Raw genomic sequence first — 25,132 nt, 5'->3', positions numbered from 1 at the left:
ACTCCTTATAGGTATAATTTCACTTATTATCATGCCATATTTGGGCCTGTTTGTCAGAAAAATGAATCAAATTTAATATTACGAATAGTTTGAAAATTGATTTTTCTGAGCGTATAATGTGAAAAAAGGAGAGTGGTCTATATGAATATGACAGCTATGAAACGTTTAAATCGCCAAGGATTTCTTATTGCAGGCTTGCATCTGCTAGTGTTATTAAATTTAGCAGCGGATTTTATATTCTCCTCGTAATCTCTTAAAAAATAGAAAGGTGAGTTAAATGCTTGTCCATTATTAAAACAACCGTGAAGGCATATTTTATTACATGTCCACGGTTGTTTTTTATTTGTTCTCATAGAATTTGCATAGAATTAAATGGAATTTCTACGGTAAATGTCAAAGACAAAATACAAACAAAGGAGGGGTAGGATGACCATTAGATTTGATCGAGCGTTCCATGAGCTAGAGCGCCCTTTTGCTTGGTTGGACTTTGATGCACTGGATCACAATATAGCGACTGTTCATGACTCCTGTGGACAGAAAAATATACGTATTGCTACGAAATCGATTCGTTCTATCGAGATATTACGCTATATACAAAATAATCTCCCCAATGTGAAGGGATTTATGACATTTACTGCGTCAGAAACAATATTTTTACTTCAACAGCATTTTGATGATTTACTGCTCGGATATCCGGTGATGGAAGAGGCTGCTGTACGTCAGTTATTGCACTTCGTAAAAGCAGAAAAAACTGTCACTTTTATGGTCGATAGATGGGAACATGTCCGATTTTTGGCGGAACTAGGGCGAGAGCTTGGCGTTCGTGTGCGAGTATGTATTGATATTAATGTATCCACTGATTTTAAGATGCTTTATTTTGGTACAAAACGCTCTTCGCTCCATTCACTTGAGACACTAACACCATTCCTCGAATATATTAAAAATCAAGCTTTTATTGAAGTAGTTGGAGCGATGGGCTACGAGGCTCAAATTGCAGGAGTTGGTAATCGTCCAGCTAATGCTGTGAAAGGAAAATTTATTGAAGCTATGCAATTGCAAGCTAAAAAGCAAGTTACTCAGTTTCGTAGATTAGCCATTGCACATATAAAAGCATATTTTCCAAGCTTGCACTTAGTAAATGGTGGCGGTTCAGGAAGTATGGCATACACAGCACAACAAAAGGAGGTAACAGAAATTACGGTTGGCTCTGCATTTTATGCACCTGCTTTATTCGATCAATTTTCGCATTTACAGCTGGAAAAGGCAGCTGGATTTGCTTTAAGTGTCACAAGAAAGCCAGAAAAAAATATTGTTGTTTGTCACGGCGGAGGCTATACGGCGTCAGGGGCAATTAGTGCTGATCGCTTACCGGTATTCTATGACCCAACCTTTTTTTCATATCTTAACCTAGAAGGCGCAGGAGAAGTTCAGACACCCGTTAAGGTAAAACATAAAAATGTTCATGTAGGGGACACGCTTTATTTCCGGCACGCGAAGGCTGGAGAACTTTGCGAAAGATTTCAAGAACTACATGGAGTTAGAGGAGACAAGTATGTAGGAGCTTATACAACCTATAGGGGGGATGGACAGTGTTTTCTATAGATAAGTGGAAAAATGGTGAGAAGTGGACAAACTGGGCAGGTAATGTAATCTCTTATCCATCTGAGATGTACTTACCACGATCGATTGAAGAGGTTACAAATATCGTGGGGCATGCACGTGAATTTGGAAAAACGATTCGTGTCACAGGTGCAGCTCACTCCTTTAGTGCTGTTGCGATGCCTGAGCATATAGCATTGTCTTTACATAATATGCGTGGGCTTATAGCGGTGAATGAGGAGAAACAAGAAGCGACTCTTTGGGCCGGAACATATTTATATGAAATAGGCCCATTACTTGCGAAGCATGGCTTTGCTCTAATAAATATGGGCGATATTCAAGAGCAAACGATTGCAGGAGCAGTGTCAACAGGGACCCATGGAACTGGTGTAACACTCGGCTCGTTATCCTCAGCTGTAATAAAGTGGGGTTTTGTAGATGGTACAGGTACTTATAGGGAACATATGAGAGGAATGGATGATTTATCTGAAGCTTTACATGTTTCATTAGGGATGCTTGGTGTGCTTGTGAAAGTGACGATCAAAGTAATCCCTCTTTACAGTTTACATTATGTAAGCACAAGAGATACTTTAGCAAATGGGCTGGCGAAATTTGCTGAAGATATTCGACTGCATCGACATGTTGAGTGGTTTTATTTCCCTAGTAGTGAAACAATTCAAGTAAAGCGTATGAACGCTATAGAGCCTGTTTATCAGAGTGAATGGAGTAAAAGAATTGAAACATTGAAACTTCAAATAGTAGAGAACGGTGCTTTTTTTGCTATGTCAGAACTTTGTAAATGGAAACCATCGTTTAGTGGTGCTATGAGTAAGTTAGCTGCAGCAAATGTTGTAGAAGGGGAGAAAATGGGGATAAGCTATGAAATTTATCCGTCTCCACGTAGCGTAAAGTTTCAAGAAAGTGAATATGCTATTCCATTAATGCAATTTGAGTCATGTATGGAGGAGATCCATGCAACTTTTAAAAGTGGAATTTTTAATGTGCATTTTCCGTTAGAATGTCGTACAACAGCAGGTGAAGCAGGTTTTTTAAGTCCTACCCAAGGTCAAGAATCAGCGTTTATTGCCTTTCATATGTATAAAGGAATGCAGGAAGGGCCTTATTTTGAATGGGTCCATACGATGATGAAGAAATATAAGGGGCGACCACATTGGGGCAAACTAAATCATTTAGCTGCTAATTATGTATACGAGCTATACCCGGATGTTGAAAAATTTTTAGCCATTCGAAGTCAATGTGATCCTGATAATGTGTTTTTGACAGGGTACTTAAGAAAATTATTTACATTATAAGCGCTATTTCTTTAATTGCAGTTCATCTCTTTTGATAGATTAAGCAAAAGTGTTAAAAGATTATTAAAAAAATTAAAATTTGAACGAAATGTCAAAATATTCACGGAAGCGAGATAAAAACGACAATTAGTCAGCATGAAAACGATTTCAAATTTTGTGTATTATTTAAATTGTTTAGATAATTCAAAAAATACTGTTGACGAGACCTTTTTTTCGTACTATGATAACAACAATTTAACAAGTTCGTTACATCAATTAGTTGCCTTAGGCGATTAACATATACGCAAAAATAAAATAGACAGAACATTTCGTATATAGCAACGAACATAGCAATAAATGAGGGGCGTTTAAAATGAGAAGTGACATGATTAAAGTAGGCGTAGATCGTGCGCCACATCGAAGTCTTTTATATGCAACAGGCAAAGTAAAAGCGAAAGATTTAGGCAAGCCATTTATCGGGGTTTGTAATTCTTATATCGACATTATACCAGGTCACGTTCATTTACGTACATTTGCTGATGTTGTCAAAGAGGCCATTATTGAAGCGGGTGGAATTCCATTCGAATTTAACACAATCGGTGTAGATGATGGTATTGCAATGGGGCACATTGGTATGCGTTACTCGTTACCAAGCCGTGAAATTATCGCAGACTCTGCTGAAACAGTTATTAATGCACACTGGTTTGATGGCGTATTTTATATTCCTAACTGTGACAAAATCACACCGGGGATGTTAATGGCAGCAGTTCGTACTAACGTACCATCAATTTTCGTATCTGGTGGTCCAATGGAGGCAGGTACTTCTGCTACTGGCAAGCAACTTTCATTAACTTCAGTTTTTGAAGGTGTAGGAGCTCTTAAATCAGGCAAAATGTCATCTGAAGAGCTGTTAGATATTGAAAACAATGCATGCCCAACATGTGGTTCATGTTCAGGAATGTTTACTGCAAACTCTATGAACTGCTTAATGGAAATGCTAGGAGTAGCTTTACCTGGTAATGGAACAATCCTAGCTACTTCTGATGAGCGCCATAAGCTTATTAAAGAAGCTGCTAAACAATTAGTCCATATGATCAAAGAGGACATCAAGCCTCGAGACATTATTACTAAAGAAGCAATTGATGATGCATTTGCACTTGATATGGCGATGGGTGGTTCGACAAATACAGTCCTCCATACATTAGCAATCGCCAATGAAGCTGAAATCGATTATAACATTGAAGATATTAATAAAGTAGCAGAGCGTGTTCCGTATCTAGCGAAAATTATGCCTGCTTCAGATATTTCAATGGATGATATAAATAAAGCGGGTGGCGTTAGTGCCATTATTAATGAATTAGTATCTATTCCAGGTGCTATTCACCCAGATCGACCAACAGTTGCAGGAGTGACAATGGGCGAACTTGTAAAGGATTATCATATTACAAATGATGAAGTAATTCGTACGAAAGATAATCCTTATAGCCCAGTTGGTGGTTTATCGGTTTTATTTGGTAATATCGCGCCAGACGGTTCAGTTATTAAAGTAGGAGCTGTAGACCCTTCTATCAAAGTATTCAAAGGTGAAGCAATCATCTTTGATTCACAAGATGCTGCACAGGAAAATATTGATAACGGAACTGTAAAAGAGGGTCATGTAGTCGTCATTCGCTACGAAGGACCAAAAGGTGGCCCTGGGATGCCTGAAATGCTAGCACCAACCTCTGCAATTCAAGGTCGCGGTCTTGGTACAAAGGTTGCGTTAATTACGGATGGACGCTTCTCTGGTGCATCTCGCGGTATTTCAATCGGACATATTTCACCAGAGGCAGCAGAAGGCGGTCCTATCGCTTTAGTAGAGAATGGCGATGTGATCACAATTGATCTACCAAATCGTACGATCAATTTAGAAGTTTCAGATGAAGTATTAGCGGAGCGCCGTGCAAAATTACCGGTATTTGAGCCGAAAATTAAGCGTGGTTGGCTAGCAAGATATTCAAAATTAGTAACAAGCGCCTCTACAGGTGGCGTTATGAAAATTTAAAAAGTTAAAACGTTGATGAGGTTAAAGGTTCTAGAGCCTTGTATTTACCAGAGAGCCGGTCGTGCTGGAAGCCGGCGATACAACTAGATCCGACATCCCCTCGGAGTGAGCTATTAAACGCGTGTACGCAATTAGATAGCTCCGGGCATAATCGAAAGTGCTCGTTATTAATGAATAAATGATTTATGACATCGTCTTGGATGCGAGTGATTTCGCATGGGTGCATAAATAGTTACATTTATTCGCGAGGTAGCAATTATTTGCTATAAAAAAGGGTGGTACCATGGAAAGTCTTTTTCATCCCTACGCAAGGTAGTTCTTTGCGTGTGGAGAAAAGGGCTTTTTATTTTTTTAAACGACGTTTGAAAGAGTCTGTCATCTCTTTTCAAGGAGAGAACCAGCTAGTAACACTTCAATGATGCGCATTACTGATGTGAAATTGAATGATAAGAAGGAGGCATATTTGATGAGTACGAATGTTTCTATCAATGAAAAAGAAGAATTAGCAACATCAGCAAAAGCTGAACAAACCTATCAAGCGAAAGATGGTGCCGACGTATTAGTTCAGGCACTCCATGAGCAAGGTGTTGAAATTATTTTTGGTTACCCAGGTGGAGCGGTACTACCAATTTATGATGCCATTTATAAAAATCCGATTCGTCATATTTTAACTAGACATGAACAAGGTGCAATTCATGCTGCGGAAGGTTATGCACGAGTTTCCAATAAACCTGGTGTTGTTATTGCAACTAGTGGACCAGGGGCAACGAACTTAGTAACTGGTATTGCCGATGCGATGATTGATTCTATTCCATTAGTTGTTTTCACAGGTCAAGTTTCAACGGCTGTAATTGGTACAGATGCTTTCCAAGAAGCGGATATTATGGGGATTACGACACCGATTACGAAGCACAATTATCAGGTGCAGGATGTTAATGATATCCCGCGTATTGTTAAAGAGGCATTCCATATTGCAAGTACTGGTCGAAAGGGTCCTGTTGTAGTTGATTTTCCGAAAAACGTATCTCAAATGCTATTTGATGTAGAGACACCACCACAGGCTCCGGAAGAAATATATTTACCAGGTTATCAGCCAACGTACAAACCAAATTATTTACAAATTCAAAAGGCTAAACAGGCGATTTCATTGGCCAAAAAACCAGTTATTTTAGCTGGAGCTGGTGTTCTTTTTGCAGATGCCAAAGAAGAGTTAACAGCATTCGCTGAAAAATACGAAATTCCAGTAGCAAACACTTTACTGGGACTTGGTTCAATCCATGGAGAGCATGAATTATTCATCGGTATGGCAGGAATGCATGGAACTGTAACAGCGAATACAGCTATTACAAAATCAGACTTATTGTTGAATATCGGAGCTCGCTTTGATGACCGTTTAACTGGTAATTTGGCGACATTTGCTCCAAATGCGACAATCATACACATCGATATTGATCCAGCGGAAATTGGAAAAAACGTGCCGACAGACATTCCAATCGTTGCAGATGCTAAAGAAGCTTTAAAAGCATTATTGAAAAAAGACTTCGATGGTCCGGATACAGCAGAATGGTTAACATTCTTAAATAATCATACAAAGGAATATCCATTATGGTACAGCAAGGAGCCGGGGGACAAAGAAGTATTACCGCAGGAAGCATTAGAGCTTGTGCATAAAATTACTGAAGGTGATGCAATTGTCACGACAGATGTTGGTCAGCATCAAATGTGGGCTGCACAATATTATCGATTAAACAATGATCATGGATGGGTAACGTCTGGTGGACTTGGTACGATGGGCTTCGGCTTCCCAGCTGCAATTGGCGCCCAGTTTGCGAAGCCAGACAAAAAAGTTGTTTCCATTGTAGGTGATGCAGGATTCCAAATGACTGCGCAAGAGCTTTCTATCCTGCAAGAATTCAACTTACCGGTAAAAATTGTGATTATAAATAACAGCTGTTTAGGAATGGTTCGCCAATGGCAAGAAACATTTTATGAGGAGCGCTATTCATCTTCACTTATGCCGATTCAACCAGATTTTGTTAAATTAGCTGATGCATATAATTTGAAGGGCTATCGAATTAACACAATAGATGAAGCTGAAAGTATTTTCCGCGAGGCACTACTTTCTGATGAGCCGGCGTTAATTGATTGTCGTGTAAAACAACTTCAATGTGTATACCCAATGGTAGCACCAGGCAAAGGCTTACATGAAATGATTGGGGTGAAAAAGAATTGAAACGAGTAATTACAGTAACAGTGATTAACCAAAGCGGTGTTTTAAACCGTGTAACAGGTTTACTTATGAAGCGTCAATTCAATATTGAATCAATCACAGTTGGTCATACTGAACAGCCAAACTTTTCGAAAATGACCTTTGTTGTAAACGTAGAGGATGAGCGTAAAATTGAACAGCTAGTGAAGCAATTATCAAAGCAAATTGATGTGTTAAAGGTCAATGACATAACAGATAAATCAATCGTGCTACGTGAGTTAGCGCTTGTAAAGGTAATTTCACCACCAAATTTACGACTGGAAATGAATTCAATTGTTGAACCATTCCGTCCACAAATTATTGATACAGCGAAAAATGTTGTCACCTATCAAGTTGTAGGAGATCCAGATAAGATTGATGCTTTTATTGAACTTATTCGACCTTATGGTATTAAAGAATTAACGCGTACAGGGGCTACTGCATCTGTTCGTGAAACACAAAAAATCTCAAATTCGCAGCTCTCTATTTTAAAATAGTTTGCATATAAAATGAAAGCTTTGGATACATAGCCCTTAGTGGTTTACTGGCATCCGAAGTTTAAAAAAACAAAACAAAAATTAGGAGGAAACAACAATGGCTACTATGTATTATGATCAAAACATCAACGAGGAAGTATTAAAAGGGAAGAAAATCGCAATCATCGGTTACGGTTCACAAGGTCATGCACATGCCTTAAATCTTAAAGAATCAGGATTCGATGTAGTAGTAGGAGTTCGTCCAGGCGGATCTTTCGATGCAGCAAAAGCGGATGGAGTAGATGTAAAGACTGTTGCTGAAGCAGCGCAAGAAGCAGATGTTATCCAAATTTTACTTCCGGATGAGCGTCAAAAAGCCGTATATGAGGCTGAAATCGCTCCACATCTTGAAGCAGGTAAAGCACTTATGTTTGCACATGGCTTCAACATTCACTTCGGTCAAATTACACCACCAGCAGATGTGGACGTATTCTTAGTTGCACCGAAAGGTCCGGGACACTTAGTTCGTCGTCAGTTCCAAGAAGGTGCTGGTGTACCAGGCTTATTCGCAATCCATCAAGATGCAACTGGTCAAGCAAAAGATTTAGCTCTAGCTTACGGTAAAGGAATCGGTGCAGCTCGTGGCGGTTTACTTGAAACATCATTCAAAGAAGAAACTGAAACTGATTTATTCGGTGAGCAAGCAGTACTTTGCGGTGGTGCTACACAATTAGTAAGAGCAGGTTTTGAAACATTAGTAGAGGCAGGCTACCAACCAGAGTTAGCTTACTTTGAAACACTTCACGAACTAAAATTAATTGTTGACCTAATGTTTGAAGGTGGTATGGCAACAATGCGTTACTCAGTATCAGATACAGCTGAGTGGGGTGACTATGTTGCAGGACCACGTATTATCGACGACTCCGTAAAAGCTCGTATGAAAGATGTTTTAACGGATATCCAAGATGGTACATTCGCTCGTCGCTGGATTCAAGAAAACGAAAACGGTCGTCCAGACTATACAAAATTCAAAGAAGCTGGTGCAAATCACCAAATCGAAGAAGTTGGGGCTAAACTACGTGCTATGATGCCATTCATCAATGAAGGTAAAGAAAAAGTTGTGAGAGAAGTGGCTACAAGTGCGAAAAATTAATATTTTCGATACAACACAAATAGCCAAGTAACTGAAGCACCTAGGAGTGACAATTATTGAAGCAGGTTTTCCTGCTTCGTCACCCGGTGACTTTGATGCGGTACATCGTATTGCAGGAACAGTGAAAAACTCTACCGTACCAGGATTAGCCTGCTGTGTACAAAAAGATATCGGCACAAATTTGGGAAGCAATCGGCAAAAGCTTTTTTAAATGCCATTAACCGTCATTTGATACAAAGCCTTCGTGCACAGCCTGTAAGTTAATCGATCTTCAAGCTTCTGTGTAAATATCGCAGGTTTTGATGGTAGTGTATGGAATCAGCATAATGCACATTTCAAACGCAATTATGCCAATAACGTGTAGTCGTAATATTGATGACCTCACCTATTAAAATAGGTGGGAGTCTTACTAAAATAGCGTAGTCAACGCTATACAAAGAAAGGTGTTTTGACGATGGAGAAAAAAATTACAGTACTTCCTGGTGACGGAATTGGGCCAGAGGTTGTTGCTTCTGCTGTACGTGTATTACAGGTGATTGGTAAGCGATTCAACCATACATTCCATTTAGGTTATGCAACAATCGGAGGCGCTGCCATCGACCAACACAATAATCCACTACCAGATGAAACAATTGAGATGTGCGAAAACAGTGATGCAGTTTTACTTGGAGCGGTAGGTGGTCCGAAATGGGATAACAACCCACCTGAATTACGTCCAGAAAAAGGTTTGCTACGTATTCGCAAACATTTTGACTTATTCGCAAATCTTCGTCCAGTAAAGGCGTTCCCGAGTTTACTAGATGCTTCCCCATTAAAGCGTGAAGTAGCTGAAAATGTCGATTTAATAATTGTACGTGAATTAACAGGCGGCGTATACTTCGGGGAACCACGTATGCGTACTGAAAATGGCGCGATTGATACAACGGTTTACTCAACTGCAGAAGTTGAGCGTATCGTTGAAAATGCCTTTGAATTAGCACGTTTACGTGGAGGCAAATTATGCTCTGTTGATAAAGCAAATGTACTTGAAACAAGTCGTTTATGGCGCGAAGTAGTAGAAGCGAAGAAAAAGGATTATCCAGATGTGCATGTAGAGCATAATTTAGTTGACTCAGTTGCTATGAAATTAATTACAAATCCTAGTCAATATGATGTGGTAGTTACTGAAAATATGTTTGGAGATATTTTAAGTGATGAAGCATCTGTTATTACAGGCTCTTTAGGCGTACTACCTTCTGCGTCCATTCGCGGAGATAATTTTGGTCTATATGAACCAGTACATGGCTCAGCACCAGAAATTGCAGGTCAAGGTGTCGCTAACCCAGCAGCAACAATTCTTTCAGTTGCTATGATGCTACAATATTCATTTGGCTTAAAAGAAGAAGCAGCAGAAATTGAACGTGCTGTAAGTGCAGTATTTGATGATGGTTATTTCACTGCAGATCTTGCACGTGACGGCGCTCGTATAATGTCGACAAATGAATGGACAGATAAAGTAATTAACGAAATAGATACAAGCTTTGTTTCAGAAAGCATTATGACAACATACATTTAAGAAATGAGTGAAGATAATGGGAAAAAATATAATTGAAAAGATTTGGGATAAACACGTCGTTTATCAGGAAGAGGGCAAACCGGACCTGTTATATATAGATCTCCATTTAATTCATGAAGTCACTTCTCCGCAAGCTTTTGAAGGTTTACGTTTGAACGGACGTCAAGTGCGTCGTACAGATTTAAGCTTTGCGACAATGGATCATAACGTGCCTACAAAAAATCTACCGACGATTCATGATCCAATTGCACGTAATCAAATTGAGACGTTAGCTAAAAACGCTGAAGAATTTGGCGTCGAGCTTGCGGGAATGGGGCACCCTGACCAAGGTATTGTTCACGTAATTGGACCTGAGCTAGGTTTAACTCAACCTGGCAAAACGATTGTTTGTGGGGACTCTCATACGTCTACACATGGAGCGTTCGGAGCGATTGCCTTCGGTATTGGTACATCTGAGGTAGAGCATGTATTGTCAACACAAACCCTATGGCAAAACAAGCCAAAAACAATGGAAATTCGTGTTGAAGGTGAGCTTCCAGTAGGTGTAGCTGCAAAAGATATTATTCTAGCGATTATTTCTAAATTCGGTATCGGTGTAGGCACAGGACATATTGTGGAATTCACTGGAGAGGCTATCCACAATCTTTCTATGGAAGAACGGATGACAATTTGTAATATGTCGATTGAGGCGGGTGCAAAGGTAGGGTTAATTTCTCCTGACGAAACGACTGTTGATTATATCCGTGGACGTAAACATGCACCTCAAGGAGAAAAGTTTGAGGAAGCGGCAAATTATTGGTTAAGCTTAGCATCCGATGAAGATGCGACATATGATACAGTTCGAATCATTCAAGCAGAAGACATAGAGCCAATCATTACTTGGGGAACGAATCCGTCAATGGGTTCAGGTGTGTCAAGTCATGTTCCAACACAAACAGATTATGAGGATGAATCAGATAAAGCTGCTCTTCGAAAAGCACTTTCTTATATGGGCTTAGAGGAAGGTCAACCATTAACATCAATCGATATTCAACACGTATTTATCGGTTCCTGCACAAATTCACGCATTAGTGATTTACGTGCAGCAGCAGATGTCATCAAAGGACGTAAGGTACATGAAAATGTAACAGCGATTGTTGTACCTGGCTCCTATTCGACGAAACAACAAGCAGAAGCAGAAGGATTAGATAAAGTCTTTACAGATGCTGGATTTGAATGGCGTGAGACAGGTTGCTCTATGTGTCTGGCGATGAATGATGATGTAGTACCAGCTGGTGAACGATGTGCATCAACATCAAACCGCAACTTTGAAGGACGCCAGGGAGCGGGTTCTCGTACACACTTAGTTTCACCGCCAATGGCAGCAGCGGCAGCAATTGCTGGTCATTTCGTGGATGTTCGTGAATTCGTAAAGGAAACTGTGTAAATTCCATTTACACGGAAGGGATGATTGCAAATGGAACCAATTAATATCGTAAAAAGTGTGATAACACCACTTGATCGTAAAAATGTAGATACAGACCAAATTATTTCGAAAGAGTTTTTAAAGCGTATTGAGCGTACAGGGTTTGGACAGTATTTATTTTACCATTGGCGCTTCGACGCAGAGGGTAATGAAATAAAAGACTTTGTGTTAAACAAACCTGAATTCAAAAACTCTAAGATTTTAGTAGCACAAGATAACTTCGGCTGTGGTTCTTCTCGTGAACATGCACCGTGGGCAATCTTAGATTACGGCTTCAATGTAGTGATTGCACCATCATTCGCAGATATTTTCCATAATAACTGCTTCAAAAATGGGATATTACCAATCAAATTAACTGAAGCAGAGTGTGATGAAATTTTAACAAAAGGCTTAGAAAAACCATACACGATGGAAGTCAATCTGGAAGCACAAACAGTAACGGGTGAAGATGGTGTAGTTTATAAATTTAACATCGATCCTTACTATAAGAAAACATTGCTGAATGGTTGGGATGAGATTGCTCTTACCTTTAAATACGAAGAACAAATCGCTGCTTATGAAGCAAAACGTATTGCTTTTTAATTGATGTAGCGATGAGTTTTAGACTGAAGACATACTAGTTGTCTTCAGTTTTTTTTATGCTGAGAAAAGGAATTATGATTCGAAGGACAAACATTAAGAGGCCAAGAAAATATCACTTCCCCTCCAGTACCGATATTCTTGTGTATATGTTTCAAATATTAAATATTCGAATGTTTATTTTTAGTAAAATTACACAATAAATTGATGCAATATTTTGATAAAATAAAATTAGAGGTGGGGGAAATGAATGATAGCTTTTTTAGAAATATAGGGCAGTTAATTAAACATCAACGAAAAAAACAGCAGATTAAACAAGATGATCTGGCAATAGGTATATGTACATCTTCGTATTTGAGTCGTATTGAAAATGGTCTAGTGGTTGCTGATAAAGCAATTTATGAATTGTTACTACAACGATTAAATATTGATTTACATCAACATACCGAAAACCAAGAACAGATAAATGAACAGTTGGAGCTGATTTGGGAGAAAATCATTCTTCATCGACCATTAACTTCAAAAGAATATGAGAAGATAATTGCATATCCAAAAACTGAGTATATAGATGAAATACAACTAAAATATGCAATTGTACTTTGTCGTTATTTCCTTTTTGACAACAAGATGATGGAAGCCGAAAAGCTTTTAGAAAAAATTATGCCGTTTATTGATTGGGAATCCAATCGCATCACGCAAATGTATATTTTAACAATCGGTAATTATTATTTAAAAACTGAACTATATGCAGAACTAATTAACATGAATCAACAGTTTGATGTCGAGCAATATTATAAAAATGGAAAAAGCTTCGAGCATGCCTATTGTTTATATAATTTAGCGTTTGCTTATAACCGAGAATATCAAAATCAGGAAGCACTTAATTATATTGAAGCTGCGAGTAATGTATTTACACATTATTACGCACCATTATTTCAATTGAATTTATATTTAATGAATGCAGTTATTTTAAATTCACTATATCAATTTGAAAAAGCAATTAAAGAATATGAAGCTAGTTTAGATTTAGTTGAACATGTTGTAGATTTACAAACACCAAATCAAATGAGTTCTATTTATAATAATTTAGGTTATTGCTACGAATGCCAGGAATTATTTGAACAAGCCATCGAGAATTATGAAAAATCTTTAATTTTTGAATGTCAGTCACTTACTGTTGTAAATTATATTCGAACTTTATATCGTCATAATAACCTTGAAAAGATGAAGCAAATGATTGAATGTTTTAAAGATTTATCTTTTCAAAAGAGGCATGAAAAATATCAATTTGAAGTACTTAGTTTTATTTCTAACGAGAAAATTGAACAATTGTCATTAAAAGCATTAGAAGAAAAAACATTATGTTATTTTGAACAACAAAAATATTATTCTTTAATTTTGTTTTATGCACCATTATTTGCTGAACTTTATAGAACTCTTCTTGCATATAAACAAGCAAGTAATTGTTATGAAAGGCATTTATGGCAAGTGAAAAGGTTCGAGTAATAATGAGTAGTTAACATAAGGGGGGGAATAGCATAAAACTCATTCGAAAATACAGCTTGTTAATTGTGGGCTTAGGTTTTTCTAAATTAGGGGACTGGATTTATCTTGTAGCGATCAATTTATTTGTCTGGCATTTAACACAATCGCCGGCAGCGATGGCTGGAATCTTTATTGTCGGACCAATTGCAAGAGTTTTAACAAGTTTGGTAGCTGGTTCTTTCATTGATCGTATGAATAAACGCAAGTTGATGATTACAACGGATATTATCAGAGGCTTGATTGTTTTTTGTATGCCGTTTCTGGAATCTATTTGGCTCATCTATACGCTGTTATTTATTGCGAATATAGCAAGTAGTTTCTTTGGACCTAGTAGTACATATTATATTACAAAGTTTGTTCCTTCGAAAGATAGACAACGTTTTCACGCAATACTTGGCACGTTCAATTCAGGCTCGTTTTTAATAGGTCCAGCACTAGCAGGGCTCCTCATCATTCTTTTTAATACAACAGTGACGATTTGGCTCAATAGCTTTACATTTTTGGTTTGTGCTTTGATCATCTCCTTTTTACCAGATGTAGATGATTTGAAGGAAATTTCACGGCAACGTATTACGTGGCAACTATTAAAAAGTGACTATCTAGCTGTACTAGCTTTCATTCGACAAAATTTATTATTTATAACGATATATTTACTCTTTCAAAGTGCATTAATGATTGCATTTGCGTTAGATTCTCAAGAAGCCACATTTATCAAGCAAGATTTAGCTTTATCTGATAGCTTATATGGGGCCTTTGTGAGTAGTGCAGGAGCAGGAGCGGTTTTCGGTGGGATAGTTGCCGCAAGCTTCGCCAAAAAATGGTCCACTCGATCATATATAGCTTTTGGTTTGTTTCTGACAATGCTATTTTACACTGCCTTTTATGCCTCGACATCAAGTATTTTGGCATTTGTAAGTTTAGTTTTTCTAGGATTTTTTATGGCATTTAGTAATTCTGGTTATGAAACATTTTATCAGCAAAATGTACCGCCTGAAATAATGGGTAGATTCGGTAGTTTTGCGAATATATTTCAAAATATTTTGCATATCTCCTTAACCTTATTATTAGGACTGTTTGCAGAATTATTTACGCTTCAAATGACTGCAATTATTTTCGGTATTATTAGTATTTTATTTTCGATTTCATTATATTTTGTTCTATATTCTCAAAAAAACTATATCGGCTTAAAGGAGGAAATAGTATGATTAGCTATTCGCTGCGTTGTATTTTTTGTAAGAAAACATTTGAGGTTGTAGAAGGATCAAAGAAATATAGACTGTATAAACAAAATATGGAAGGCAAATTTTCTTGTGAAGATTGTGATAGAAAAATTGAATTGGAGTCAAGGAAAGGTTTATTGGGAAAACTTTAAATTGAAGCTTGTGCTCAATTGGTGAACATCTATAAGAAGATTAGTACTCCATAATTTCCTAATGGTATGCCCTGTCATTCTACGGATTTCTCAGTTAAAATGAAAAAATAAGATGGAAGGCAGGGTATAAAAATGATTACAGTTATCGGTAGCATAAATATGGATTTAGTTGTACAAATGGGGATTTTTCCAAAGCAGGGAGAAACGATCCTCGGTAAAGATTTTCAAACGATTCCAGGGGGAAAAGGGGCTAATCAGGCAATAGCTGCAGCACGTCTTGGAAGTGAAGTCACAATGATCGGCTGTGTGGGCTCCGATAGTTTTGGTGAAACATTGCGCACTGTTTTACAACAAGAGCATGTTCAAACTGAAGCTATTACAAGTGTATCGGCACCTACTGGGATTGCTAATATTTTACTCTATAATAATGATAACCGTATCATTGTAGTGCCTGGCGCTAATTATGAATTAAAGCCTGCACATATAGAGGCAGCGAAAGAAGTCATACAAAAAAGTCAGATGGTCATTATGCAGCTAGAAATTCCAAGGGAAACGACCGCGTATGCAATACAACTTTGTAAAGAAGCAAATGTACCTGTTTTATTAAATCCAGCACCAGCCACAAATTTTGATGTGCAATGGATGGAGGATATTACTTATATCACACCGAATGAAACGGAGTGTGCCGAAATTTTTGGAGATAATATAGAGCAGGTTTTAGAAAAATATCCTAATAAAATGATTATGACGCTAGGTAGTGATGGCGCACGCTATTTTGATGGTGAATATCCTATTCATATTCCGGGTTATATGACGAGAGCGGTAGATACAACAGGAGCAGGTGATACGTTTAACGGTGCACTCGCTTATGCTTTAGTTGAAGGGCAATCATTAGATCAGGCAGTGTATTTTGCAAATATTGCTGCTTCGTTATCAGTGGAGAAATTCGGCGCACAAGGTGGTATGCCAACACTTGGAGCAGTTTATGCACGTATGGCTGGAGTTGAAGAATAAAGAGAAGATCAACTCACTACAAATAAATACTTATAATTATTATTTCTTTTAGTCTGAATGAGGAATAATATCTGCGATAGAAGGTTTTATAGAATAAGATTTTTTACCTATTTGTGACGGCTGTATTTAAGTATATTGTCCTTTTTTATCATTAATTCTTAGTACTATGTATTAATAAAGGAATCTTTTCATTTATAATAACTTTAGATACATAGAAAAGAGGTATTGAGGATGACAGATATTGATAATGTGCCGATCGAATATACAGCCTCAGCGAATAATATTTTGCCACAGCTTGTTGATCATTTGCGACAATTACATGGCATTATTGTACAAAATACATATGTAAAAGATACAGCTAAACACTTAAATCGTATCATTCAAGATGCTGACAACGAAACAATGATTCTTATTGTTGGGAAAGAGCGTGTCGGAAAAACAACATTGGTAAATGGATTACTAGGGCGTCAAGTTTTGCCTGTTAGTGAGCAGCATCCAACTGGGGTAAATACATTTTTGCGATACGGTGAACATGAGGAAATAAAGGCGTACTTTTTAGATGGTGTTATAGCCGTATTCGATATGAGTAAGCTAGAATTATTGACGACTGGCGATACGTTCGCCTCTCAAATACTACGAGAACATTTAGATTATCTAGAAGTATATTTAAAAAATGATTTATTAAAATCAGTGACAATTATTGATTCTGTTTCATTGGAAGCAGGGGGAGGAGAAATGGCCTACTTCCCAGAAGCATTGATGAACCGTGTGGACGAAATATTTTGGGTGCTGCGTTCAGGTTCGATGGCTATTTATCCAGAAATATTATTAATGGAAACGTTAAAAAACAAAGGTGTTGAGCCTCTTTGTGTCATTAATGCCATAGATTCAAATGAAAATACGAAGGCGTTTATTGATGCTGAGAGAGAACGATTTGGTCATTTAATAAGTGATTTTGTTGCGATCTCTGCAAGAGAAGCAATTGAAGCTAAACAGATTAATAGTGATGAGCTTTGGCAAAAAAGTGAGTACGAGCAATTAATTTCAGAGATTCATCGAGTTGCAGAAAATAGTGATAAGAAAACGTATGGCATTTTAATTCGCTTCATGCAATGGCTTGAACGCTTCCGCTTCGAATTAGCTGTTATTCCACAAAGAGACCCATTCCAATCTGCTGTTAAGAACATTGAAAAGTATACAGGCGATACACAATACGAATTTTCGCGCTATCAACGTGATTTAGCGATTGTGACCGAATATGAGCAAGAATACGAACAGGTTGCCAATGTATTTAAAAATGTTCAAACATTATACCAACTTTTACAAATCATTTCACAAACTGATTATTTGCAGGATGAAATTGTAGAAGGCTTTACAGAAAAGGCTGTATCGTATCAACAAATGTTACGAGAATATCGAAATATGCATAGTGAATATTTACGTGAATATGATCGATTGGATGCGCAGCATAAAAAAATTCACGGAAAAGGTCTTATGAAGGCTATCTTTGGTCAGCATACACAAAATGGATTTTTCAAGGAACGTGTTAACAAGTTAAATGAGCAGCAATTGGCTTGTATTGCGCAATATGAAAAAGTGCAAGAAGCGGAGGAATTAATGCTTCATTCCATTCATTCCATACAAAGTTATCTTATGGAGTTAACGAAAATACGTTTAGCACGTATTGAGGAAAAAGTACTAGAGCTAAATCAACAACGTTCAAAAGAAAAATCCCAATTACAATTATACGCAAATAAATTGAATGAATTTTCTTGTTTGATGGAGGCGCAGGGCTATATTAAAGACAATATTCAACCGTTTTTAATGGACGAACAAATGCCGCTTAAAGCAAAGGATATTGAAATGCTAAAAGAAACGGTTAACAGTATTATGAGCATTGATCTGTCGAATAATGGCCTACTTGCACGTAGTCAGATGAACAATAAAATGGAGAATGCTGTAATTCCTTTCGATGTTCAGAAAAAATATCCATTTTATCCGTTAGCTTTAGCAGAAGTAGATGTAAAATCAAACGATATACCAGAAATTCCGAAAAAATTAGATATTCAGTATGAAGATTAAACAATAAAGGAAATGTTCTAAAAGTAATTTATACTTTTAGAGCATTTTTTAGTATTTCGTTTTTTGGGCTCATCATCCAAAGTTGTGAATGACATTAAGACGTATACTTTGTATACAAAGTGGGTGGCGGTTGTACGGCTCCTTGGGGCACATCGGACGTCCTCAGGAAAGCGCTCAGTCGGAATGGAAATCAACAACAAGTAATATTGATACCCTTTGATTTTTAAAAATTGGGATTAAATTGAAACGAAATGAAATGTTTTTTCGTACAAATAGAAGGAGGGATATAAATGATACGAATTAACGGACGTTTTACGGAAGCGAAAATTTATTCAAATACAGCATTACAATCAGCTATCGATCAAATTAAAGAATTGGCAAATCAGGCTTTTATGGAAGGAACAAAAGTACGGATTATGCCAGATTATCATGCAGGTAAGGGCTGTGTTATTGGCACAACGATTCAGCTTCAAAATCGTGTAGTGCCTAACCTTGTGGGCATTGATGTTGGTTGCGGGGTATTTGTAGCTGAGTTAAATGAAGTGGATATAGATTTTTCTAAACTCGATGCTACAATTCGAGCACATATACAAGCGGGAAGGATATCCATCAGGAAGTATCTCCTGCACGCTATTTTGCTGAATTCGAGGGGAGACAGTTTGTAGCAAGTGGCTTAAAGGATGACTATACAAATTTATCGCTTGGCACACTTGGGGGAGGCAACCATTTTATAGAGCTTGCAAAAGATAAAGCAGGTATACAATACTTACTTATCCATACTGGCTCGCGTTACGTCGGAGCTAAGGTAGCAAATTGGCATCAAAAAAGAGCTTTTGAAACATTGCAACGGGAAGTTTTAAAAGTAAAAATAGCCGAACTGAAAGATCAGGGGCGCGAAAAAGAAATTCAAGCGATGATTAAAGCTCATAAAGAGCAAAATCCAATTGTACCAAAAGATTTAGCCTATTTAGAGGGCGAATATTTCCATGATTATATTCACGATATGAAAATCGCTCAGCAATATGCTCGGATGAATCGCTGGACAATTGCCAAGCATATGAACTGGCATTTTAGTGAAACGTTTGATACGATCCATAACTATATAGATACGGAAACAATGACGTTAAGAAAAGGCGCCGTTCGAGCGAATAAAGGGGAGAAGCTCGTTATTCCTATGAATATGCGAGATGGTTCGCTCATTTGTATGGGGAAAGGGAATGCAGATTGGAATTACTCAGCACCACATGGGGCAGGTCGTATGTATTCTCGACGTGCTGCAAAAGAAGCTCTAAATATGGAAGATTTTAAAGAAACGATGCAAGGTATTTGGACAACATCCGTAAACGAAGAAACATTGGACGAAGCCCCAATGGCATATAAACCGATGTCAGAAATTACATCTGTTCTAGAGGAAACTGCGGATATATTAAAAGTGATTACACCCGTTTATAATTTCAAAGCTAGTGAAGCAGCTAAGCCATATGAGCGGAAAAATAATTCCTAATAATAGAAATTAGTGATACTTGCACTTATCCTTATCTATTAACATAATATCTGTAATAGTATAAAATAGGCTTACAAAGATGAAATGGGTGGTTTTTTTGGTATCTTCAAAAGATGTGGGAAAGTATGCGGGTGTCTCTCAAACAACAGTTTCAAGAGTATTAAATACGCCTGAACTCGTAAAGCCGAAAACAATTGAAAAAGTGATGAAGGCGATTGAAGAGTTAAACTATATTCCAAATGATATTGCAAGGTCACTTGTTCAGAAAAAAACAGGCATTATTACATTGATTTCGGGGCCATTACATAATCCTTTTTTTGTCGATACAACAACTGCAATCGTTAATTATGTTAATGCTCGAGGCTATAAAGTAAATGTTTATTTTGGTACGGAGGATAATTTAGATTCTATTTATACTGCTGTTTTGGAAACGAAGGCTGATGCGATTATTTTATCGTCTATGTTATATGAAGATGACTTATTTTTTAAGCTTGAAAAATTAGGTATCCCATTTATTATGTATAATCGCAAGCATCAGGAAAATAGGCATTTTGTAGAAATTGATAATGTGAAAGCTGGTTATATAGCGACGAATCATATTTTATCTTTAGGTCATCAAGATATATGCTGGATTGGTGGTCCACATGAAATAAGTACTTTTTATGGAAGGTACAAAGGCTTTAAAAATGCATTAAAGGACAGCGGTATAGATGTGAAAACAGTCCCAGCGTTTTTAACAAATACTAACAAAAACGATATTAAACGAGCATTTGAAGAAATACTTGAGCTTCCTAAAAAACCTACAGCTATTTGTGCTGCAACAGACGCAATTGCCATTGAAATATTAAATCTTTGTTTAGAACGAGGCTTTCAAGTTCCTAAAGATTTTAATGTTATTGGCATTGATAATGTGGAGCTTAGTAAACACCATTCGATTGCATTAACAACAGTAGGCTTAGAATCCGAGAAAAGTCTCGGATTTATTGCTATTGAAAAATTATTTGAGGTAATGGAGAAAAAAAGCACTTGCATCCAACAAACAGAATCTGTTAAACTTTTCCCAAGAAATACTACGAGTGAAAAATGAACTGATGTACATCAGTTTGTTTTTTACTCAAAAATGGTTACGTATTCATTTTTTTATTTTCTAAAATGAATACGTAACCATTTGGAGAGAGGAGTGAGTGAGGTCTTGAAAAAGGGCTTATTTATTAATGGACAATGGCAAATGACAGAAGAGTATATGGAGGTTCAAGCCCCTTACTCAAAAGAGGTTGTAGCACAATTTGCGATGGCAACTGAAGATGATGTACAGCATGCAATTGAAAGTGCTTATGCAGCAGAATCCGAAATGGCAGCATTAACAGCATTTCAAAGAGCAGAGATTTTAGAACGGTTATCTGATCTATTTACAGAAAATCGAGATGAGGCAGCTAGCATTATTTCGCTAGAATCAGCAAAGCCGTTAAAGTATGCCTATGCTGAAATTGATCGAACGATTGAAACTTACAAATTTGCAGCAGAAGAAGCGAAGCGACTATCTGGTGAAATGATTCCGATGGATGCATCTAAAAGCGGAGAAGGTAGATTTGGTTATACAATACGTGAACCATTGGGCGTTATTGCGGCCATTACACCTTTTAATTTTCCGCAAAATTTAGTAGCCCATAAAGTTGGACCGGCGTTAGCAGCTGGTAATACGATTGTTTTGAAACCCGCGACACAAACAGCTTTATCTGCTCATTTTCTAGCAAACTTATTGGCACAAACAAATCTACCAACAGGTGCATTTAACTTAGTTACTGGGCAAGGAAAACTAATAGGGGATGCATTTTTAGCACATCCAAAAGTGAAAATGATTACGTTTACCGGGAGCCCAGCTGTAGGTATTTCCCTTCGCAATCGCGCTGGCTTAAAGAAAGTCACATTAGAACTTGGTTCGAATGCTGGTGTTATTGTGGATGAAGGGGTTCAACTCGATAAAATTATGGACCGCATTGTTATGGGTGCTTTTTCAAATCAAGGTCAAGTTTGCATCTCACTACAGCGTATATATGTAAAAGAAAAAATAATGGATGAATTTTTAGAGCAGCTAAAAGAAAAAGTAGAGCGCTTAACAATCGGGGACCCACTTGATGCAACAACAGATTTAGCGATGATGATTTCAGAAACTGAGCAACAGCGTGCTGTCACATGGATTGAAGAGGCGGTAGCAGAAGGTGCGGAGGTACTGACAGGTGGCCGTATTGAAAATAATATTTTACTTCCAACAGTGTTATTGAATGTATCTTCTACTAGCCGTGTATCTTGTGAGGAAATATTTGCACCAGTAGTTATTGTCAATACTGTTTCATCAGTAGAAGAAGCCATTGATGCTGTTAATGACTCAAATTATGGCTTACAGGCAGGGATATTTACACCTTCCATCGAGACGGCCTTTAAAGCTTCAAAGAAATTACAAGTTGGAGGTGTCATTATAAATGACGTTCCGACATATCGTGTAGATCAAATGCCATATGGTGGCGTTAAAGAAAGCGGAACCGGTCGTGAAGGAATCAAATATGCAGTTGAGGAAATGACAGAAATGAAGCTAGTGATTTGGAATAATAATTAACTTCTTTCAGCGGTTGTTTCGACACCCGCTAAAATAGAGGGACTCAGTTTAAGAACGCCACGTCCTGTGGCAACGACTGAGTGACCACCTTCATATTGTTGCTGTCGCTGCGCTTTCGCACAAACAAAACCCTCTGCTGCCGCTACGTTGCACTACGCTTTCGCACAGAAAACATTTGTTGGCCTAAAGCCTTCGGCGGATGTCACGGAATCGGAATGGCGTTCATATAGGATGTTAGCCTAAAATCATCGCATCCATGCGATAACGGCTAACTGACCTGCATCGGTAAAAACGCCACGTCCTGTGGCAATACCGACATCGTGTCGCCCCTCACGCAGGCCTAAGCACAAAGCCGATTCCTGACGTAATTATGCCGAGGCATAATTAATCACGAATGGAGATGGTTGTAAATGAACACTATCAAACAACACCCGAAATTGTATGTTATGGACAATGGAACAATGCGAATGGATAAAAACTTTATGATTGCCATGCATAATCCTGCAACGATTGATTATCCAAACAAGCCAAATGAATTTGTAGAGTTTCCAGTTTATACAGTATTAATTGATCATCCAGAAGGGAAAATATTATTTGATACAGCATGTAACCCAAATTCAATGGGATCTGAAGGACGTTGGGGTGAATTTACTCAGAAAGCATTTCCAATTAATATGCCAGAAGAATGCTATTTACATCATCGATTAGAAGAGTTAAATGTGCGTCCAGAAGATATTAAATATGTTGTAGCTTCACATTTACATTTAGATCATGCAGGCTGTTTAGAGCTTTTTACGAATGCAACGATTATTGTACAGGAAGATGAATTCAATGGAACTTTACAAACATACGCAAGAAATGTAAAAGAAGGTGCCTATATTTGGGGTGACATTGAAATGTGGATAAAAAACAATTTACAATGGCGATTAATTAAACGTGGTGAGGATAATGTAAAACTTGCAGAAGGAATCCAAGTTTTGAATTTTGGAAGCGGTCATGCTTGGGGAATGCTAGGTTTGCATATTAATATGCCAGAAACCGGGGGGATTATATTAGCTTCGGATGCCATTTACAGTGCCGAAAGCTTTGGTCCACCTGTCAAGCCGCCTGGTATACTATATGATTCTGTTGGCTATAATTCTACAGTCGAACGAATTAGAAGATTAGCAAATGAAACAAATTCGCAAGTGTGGTTTGGCCATGATCCAGTCCAATTTAAGTCATTTAGAAAATCGACAGAAGGCTATTATGAATAGATAGGAGTATAACAATTATGCATAAATTAACCTTTACTCCTGCGAGTTATACAGGTTGGGGTTGCTTGAATCAGCTACTACCGGAAGTAGAAAAATTGAAAGCAAATAATATTTTAATCATCACAGATCCATTTTTAAAAGAGTTAGGTTTAACAGACCATCTTGAAAAGCCTTTACTTGAAAATGGCTACGCTACAACTATTTATACCGATATTGCCCCTGAGCCACCGCTCGCAATTGGTGAAAAACTAGTTGAATTTACTAGAAATCATCATTTTGATTTAGTGATTGGTTTAGGGGGAGGAAGTGCATTAGACTTAGCGAAACTTGCTGCGGTTTTAGCAACACATAATGGGAAAGTGGCAGATTACTTAAATTTAACGGGAACAAAAAATCTTGAAAATAAAGGATTACCTAAAATTTTAATTCCAACTACATCTGGAACAGGCTCAGAAGTGACAAATATTTCAGTACTGTCACTTGAAACGACGAAGGATGTTGTGACACATGATTACTTATTAGCAGATGTCGCTATTGTAGATCCTGCGTTAACAATTTCCTTACCACCAAAAGTGACTGCTGCTACAGGTGTAGATGCTTTAACACATGCAATTGAGGCCTATGTTTCTGTAAATGCAAACGAAGTAACTAATGCACTTGCACTACAAGCTATTAAATTAATTAGTGGCTCTATCCGAGCTGCTGTGCATGATGGTCAAAATAAGCAGGCACGCTCGGATATGAGTTATGGTAGTTATTTGGCGGGATTAGCCTTTTTCAATGCTGGTGTTGCAGGAGTACATGCTTTAGCTTATCCTCTTGGTGGACAGTTCCATATTGCTCATGGAGATTCGAACGCAGTATTATTACCTTATGTCATGGGCTATATTCGCCAAAGTTGTGAAAAACGAATGAAAGATATTTTAGATGCAATGGGTATTTCATCTGCGTATTTATCGCAAGAAGAGGCTTCTTATAAATGTGTAGATGCATTGAAGCAACTTGTGCATGATGTTAATATTCCGTCAACATTAAAGGGATTTAATATACCTGAAATAGCACTGGAACTACTAACGGATGATGCGACAAAGCAAACAAGAATTCTAGCACGTAGTCCGATGCCACTTAAGCGAACAGACATCTATACTATTTATCGTGCTGCATTTGATGGAGAAGTTCGAGAACCTCAGCCATTATAAAAGAAAAGAGAAACGTTGAATGCCGGCGTTTCTCTTTTCTTGCTACATGTTTTTTGTAGTGAAAGCAAAGCGGTACAAGAAGCTGCTTATCGAAGACTAAAAATATGGAATTTTAATAGATGGAACTCAAAAAAA

General features: G+C 37.6%; 19 protein-coding genes and 1 pseudogene. All 20 read left to right on the top strand.

Going from position 1 to position 25,132, the window contains the following annotated elements:
- The first annotated feature begins 426 nt into the window (after nucleotides 1–426).
- The 20 genes and pseudogenes from AC3WSK_RS07470 (at nucleotide 427) to AC3WSK_RS07375 (ending at nucleotide 24,997) form a co-directional block, all read left to right on the top strand.
- Nucleotides 427–1,602 (top strand): amino acid deaminase/aldolase, encoded by a 1,176-nt coding sequence (locus AC3WSK_RS07470; RefSeq protein WP_079562067.1) that lies wholly within the window; start codon nucleotides 427–429, stop codon nucleotides 1,600–1,602.
- The gene (locus AC3WSK_RS07465) at nucleotides 1,590–2,912 is read left to right on the top strand and encodes a D-arabinono-1,4-lactone oxidase (RefSeq protein WP_079562068.1); all 1,323 of its coding nucleotides are present in this window, start codon (nucleotides 1,590–1,592) and stop codon (nucleotides 2,910–2,912) included. The genes AC3WSK_RS07470 and AC3WSK_RS07465 overlap by 13 nt, the downstream gene beginning before the upstream one ends.
- Nucleotides 2,913–3,264: 352 nt before the next feature.
- Nucleotides 3,265–4,935, top strand: a complete 1,671-nt coding sequence (gene ilvD / locus AC3WSK_RS07460; RefSeq protein ID WP_079562069.1) for a dihydroxy-acid dehydratase — start codon at nucleotides 3,265–3,267, stop codon at nucleotides 4,933–4,935.
- Nucleotides 4,936–5,401: 466 nt separating this feature from the next.
- Nucleotides 5,402–7,168: a biosynthetic-type acetolactate synthase large subunit gene (gene ilvB / locus AC3WSK_RS07455; RefSeq protein WP_492412242.1), complete on the top strand. Its 1,767-nt coding sequence runs from the start codon at nucleotides 5,402–5,404 to the stop codon at nucleotides 7,166–7,168.
- A complete protein-coding gene (gene ilvN / locus AC3WSK_RS07450; RefSeq protein ID WP_079562071.1) occupies nucleotides 7,165–7,680 on the top strand; it encodes an acetolactate synthase small subunit in 516 nt (171 codons plus the stop codon). The genes ilvB and ilvN overlap by 4 nt, the downstream gene beginning before the upstream one ends.
- A gap of 97 nt (nucleotides 7,681–7,777) precedes the next feature.
- Nucleotides 7,778–8,812, top strand: a complete 1,035-nt coding sequence (gene ilvC / locus AC3WSK_RS07445) for a ketol-acid reductoisomerase (RefSeq protein WP_197144330.1) — start codon at nucleotides 7,778–7,780, stop codon at nucleotides 8,810–8,812.
- Between the two features lie 31 nt (nucleotides 8,813–8,843).
- Nucleotides 8,844–8,984, top strand: a pseudogene (locus tag AC3WSK_RS07440) (hydroxymethylglutaryl-CoA lyase-like TIM-barrel protein); the annotation flags it as partial.
- Nucleotides 8,985–9,266: 282 nt separating this feature from the next.
- Entirely contained in the window at nucleotides 9,267–10,367 is a 1,101-nt protein-coding gene (gene leuB / locus AC3WSK_RS07435; RefSeq protein WP_079562073.1) for a 3-isopropylmalate dehydrogenase, read from the top strand.
- Nucleotides 10,368–10,383: 16 nt separating this feature from the next.
- A complete protein-coding gene (gene leuC / locus AC3WSK_RS07430; protein ID WP_492412245.1) occupies nucleotides 10,384–11,793 on the top strand; it encodes a 3-isopropylmalate dehydratase large subunit in 1,410 nt (469 codons plus the stop codon).
- Nucleotides 11,794–11,823: 30 nt separating this feature from the next.
- The gene (leuD, locus tag AC3WSK_RS07425) at nucleotides 11,824–12,414 is read left to right on the top strand and encodes a 3-isopropylmalate dehydratase small subunit (protein ID WP_492412247.1); all 591 of its coding nucleotides are present in this window, start codon (nucleotides 11,824–11,826) and stop codon (nucleotides 12,412–12,414) included.
- Nucleotides 12,415–12,657: 243 nt separating this feature from the next.
- Complete coding sequence (locus tag AC3WSK_RS07420; RefSeq protein ID WP_492412249.1) at nucleotides 12,658–13,917, top strand: helix-turn-helix domain-containing protein; 1,260 nt, start codon at nucleotides 12,658–12,660, stop codon at nucleotides 13,915–13,917.
- 65 nt (nucleotides 13,918–13,982) lie between these two features.
- A complete protein-coding gene (locus tag AC3WSK_RS07415) occupies nucleotides 13,983–15,161 on the top strand; it encodes an MFS transporter (RefSeq protein WP_492412251.1) in 1,179 nt (392 codons plus the stop codon).
- 299 nt (nucleotides 15,162–15,460) lie between these two features.
- Nucleotides 15,461–16,342 (top strand): ribokinase, encoded by an 882-nt coding sequence (gene rbsK / locus AC3WSK_RS07410; RefSeq protein ID WP_492412253.1) that lies wholly within the window; start codon nucleotides 15,461–15,463, stop codon nucleotides 16,340–16,342.
- Between the two features lie 231 nt (nucleotides 16,343–16,573).
- The gene (locus AC3WSK_RS07405; RefSeq protein ID WP_492412255.1) at nucleotides 16,574–18,424 is read left to right on the top strand and encodes a dynamin family protein; all 1,851 of its coding nucleotides are present in this window, start codon (nucleotides 16,574–16,576) and stop codon (nucleotides 18,422–18,424) included.
- A 290-nt stretch (nucleotides 18,425–18,714) separates the two neighbouring features.
- Nucleotides 18,715–19,089: an RtcB family protein gene (locus AC3WSK_RS07400; protein WP_492412257.1), complete on the top strand. Its 375-nt coding sequence runs from the start codon at nucleotides 18,715–18,717 to the stop codon at nucleotides 19,087–19,089.
- The gene (locus tag AC3WSK_RS07395; RefSeq protein WP_492535010.1) at nucleotides 19,029–19,928 is read left to right on the top strand and encodes an RtcB family protein; all 900 of its coding nucleotides are present in this window, start codon (nucleotides 19,029–19,031) and stop codon (nucleotides 19,926–19,928) included. The genes AC3WSK_RS07400 and AC3WSK_RS07395 overlap by 61 nt, the downstream gene beginning before the upstream one ends.
- A gap of 88 nt (nucleotides 19,929–20,016) precedes the next feature.
- The gene (locus AC3WSK_RS07390) at nucleotides 20,017–21,015 is read left to right on the top strand and encodes a LacI family DNA-binding transcriptional regulator (protein ID WP_492412290.1); all 999 of its coding nucleotides are present in this window, start codon (nucleotides 20,017–20,019) and stop codon (nucleotides 21,013–21,015) included.
- Between the two features lie 105 nt (nucleotides 21,016–21,120).
- Nucleotides 21,121–22,542: an aldehyde dehydrogenase family protein gene (locus AC3WSK_RS07385; protein WP_079562081.1), complete on the top strand. Its 1,422-nt coding sequence runs from the start codon at nucleotides 21,121–21,123 to the stop codon at nucleotides 22,540–22,542.
- Nucleotides 22,543–22,952: 410 nt separating this feature from the next.
- On the top strand, nucleotides 22,953–23,798 hold the full coding sequence (gene ahlS, locus AC3WSK_RS07380) for an AhlS family quorum-quenching N-acyl homoserine lactonase (protein ID WP_492412259.1): 846 nt from the start codon (nucleotides 22,953–22,955) through the stop codon (nucleotides 23,796–23,798).
- A gap of 17 nt (nucleotides 23,799–23,815) precedes the next feature.
- On the top strand, nucleotides 23,816–24,997 hold the full coding sequence (locus AC3WSK_RS07375; RefSeq protein WP_492412261.1) for an iron-containing alcohol dehydrogenase: 1,182 nt from the start codon (nucleotides 23,816–23,818) through the stop codon (nucleotides 24,995–24,997).
- The last annotated feature ends 135 nt before the right edge of the window (nucleotides 24,998–25,132 follow it).

This window comes from Lysinibacillus sp. EB271-A1-10B (genome assembly GCF_058791335.1).
The sequence above is the reverse complement of the archived record's forward strand: the minus strand, read 5'-3'. Positions and strand labels throughout refer to the sequence as shown.

Bases quoted from the DNA above. Each gene is read 5' to 3' on its own strand.
- AC3WSK_RS07470 (WP_079562067.1), top strand. From the start codon at position 427: ATGACCATTAGATTTGATCGAGCGTTCCATGAGCTAGAGCGCCCTTTT.
- ilvD (WP_079562069.1), top strand. From the start codon at position 3,265: ATGAGAAGTGACATGATTAAAGTAGGCGTAGATCGTGCGCCACATCGA.
- ilvB (WP_492412242.1), top strand. From the start codon at position 5,402: ATGAGTACGAATGTTTCTATCAATGAAAAAGAAGAATTAGCAACATCA.
- ilvC (WP_197144330.1), top strand. From the start codon at position 7,778: ATGGCTACTATGTATTATGATCAAAACATCAACGAGGAAGTATTAAAA.
- leuB (WP_079562073.1), top strand. From the start codon at position 9,267: ATGGAGAAAAAAATTACAGTACTTCCTGGTGACGGAATTGGGCCAGAG.
- leuC (WP_492412245.1), top strand. From the start codon at position 10,384: ATGGGAAAAAATATAATTGAAAAGATTTGGGATAAACACGTCGTTTAT.
- leuD (WP_492412247.1), top strand. From the start codon at position 11,824: ATGGAACCAATTAATATCGTAAAAAGTGTGATAACACCACTTGATCGT.
- AC3WSK_RS07420 (WP_492412249.1), top strand. From the start codon at position 12,658: ATGAATGATAGCTTTTTTAGAAATATAGGGCAGTTAATTAAACATCAA.
- rbsK (WP_492412253.1), top strand. From the start codon at position 15,461: ATGATTACAGTTATCGGTAGCATAAATATGGATTTAGTTGTACAAATG.
- AC3WSK_RS07405 (WP_492412255.1), top strand. From the start codon at position 16,574: ATGACAGATATTGATAATGTGCCGATCGAATATACAGCCTCAGCGAAT.
- AC3WSK_RS07400 (WP_492412257.1), top strand. From the start codon at position 18,715: ATGATACGAATTAACGGACGTTTTACGGAAGCGAAAATTTATTCAAAT.
- ahlS (WP_492412259.1), top strand. From the start codon at position 22,953: ATGAACACTATCAAACAACACCCGAAATTGTATGTTATGGACAATGGA.
- AC3WSK_RS07375 (WP_492412261.1), top strand. From the start codon at position 23,816: ATGCATAAATTAACCTTTACTCCTGCGAGTTATACAGGTTGGGGTTGC.